The organism is Streptomyces sp. SID486 (assembly GCF_009865385.1).
Lineage (GTDB): Bacteria > Actinomycetota > Actinomycetes > Streptomycetales > Streptomycetaceae > Streptomyces.
The window spans coordinates 1-1,442 of the sequence record NZ_WWJT01000492.1 but is presented as its reverse complement, the minus strand read 5'-3'; the positions used below and the strand labels follow the sequence as shown (position 1 = coordinate 1,442).

General features: G+C 78.2%; 1 protein-coding gene. It reads left to right on the top strand.

Features of this window, described 5'->3' with window-relative positions; translation table 11 throughout:
* Positions 1–857: 857 nt before the first annotated feature.
* Positions 858–1,334, top strand: a complete 477-nt coding sequence (locus tag GT045_RS23130; protein WP_161289544.1) for a sigma-70 family RNA polymerase sigma factor — start codon at positions 858–860, stop codon at positions 1,332–1,334.
* The last annotated feature ends 108 nt before the right edge of the window (positions 1,335–1,442 follow it).

Sequence of the window (1,442 nt, the reverse complement as noted above, 5' to 3'; positions counted from 1 at the left end):
GACGCCGGCCCCGGCGGACGCCCACCCGGCCCCGGCCCCGGTCCGTACGGCGTCCCCGTCCCCGGTACCGTCACAGGCCCGCACCCCCACCCCCTCTCCCGTACCGTCACCGGTCCGTACGGCGTCCCCGTCCCCGGTACCGTCACAGGTCCGCACCGCCACCCCCTCCCCGATACCGTCACCCGTGCGTACGGCGACGCCCTCCCCCGTGCCGTCGCCCGTGCGTACGGCGAGCCCCGCGGCGGCGCCCGCTGCGGCAACCCCCTCCCCCGTTCCGGCAGTTCCCGGACGGGCCGCCGCGCGCCCGGTGCCGTCCGCCTCCGCCCCCGTGCACCGGCATCCGGCACCCGCGCCGGCACCGGGCCGCCCGGTGCCGGTACCGCACCACCACCACACCGCGCCGACGCCGGTTCCGCAGCAGCACTGAGGCAGGGCCGGTGCGGGGGGCCGTGAGACGGCGGCTCCCCGCACCCGGCACCGGGAGATCCATGACGACAGCCACACCACCGGCCACGGCCCTGCCCTGGGAACGGCCCGGCGCCCCGAAGCGCGCCGCGCCGTGGCGCCGCCGCCTCGCGCACGCGCTGCGCGGCGGCTTCCTCGCCCGCACGCATGCCCGCACCCACCCGGTGGCGGCACCTGCCGCGCCCCCACCCGGCGGCCGGCCCGGCAACGGCGGAGGGGCGGGTTCCGGGGCGGCCCCGGGTTGCGGCTCGGGGCCCGGTTCCGGGTTCGAAGCCGGGTCCGGGTCCGGGTTCGGGTCCGGGTTCGGAGTCGGGTCCGGGTCCGGGTTCGAAGCCCGGTCCGGGTCCGGTTCCGGGTTCGGCGTCGGGTCCGGGTCCGGGTCCGCGCCGGGCATAGAGGAGCTGTACCACCACCGCCGGCTGTCGTTGGTGCGCCTGGCGGTGCTGCTGGTGGACGACCTGCCCACGGCCGAGGACGTCGTGCAGGACGCCTTCACCGCGCTGTTCCGCCGCCACGGCCACCGGCTCGCGGCGCTGGACGACCCCGAGGCGTACCTGCGGACCAGTGTCGTCAACGCGGCCCGCTCGGTGCTGCGTCGCCGCAGGACCGTACGGGCGCACGCCCCCGCGCCGGAGGGGCACGCGCCGCCGCCGGAGGAGGACGTGCTGCTGCACGAGGACCACCGGGAGGTGCTGACGGCGCTGCGCACGCTGACCCGGCGGCAGAAGGAGGTGCTGGTGCTGCGCTACTGGTCGCATCTGACCGAGGCCGAGATCGCGACGACGCTCGGCCTCTCGCGAGGTGCCGTGAAGTCCACGGCCAGCAGGGCCTTGGACGCTCTGGGCCGGCGTCTGGAAGGGCTGCGATGAACGAGTCCGGTACGGGAGCCGCAGCGGCACCCGTCGAGCAGCGGCTGCGGGCCGCCCTGGCCGCGCGCGCGGACGCCGTCGGCCCGGCCGACCTGCGCCCGCTGCGCC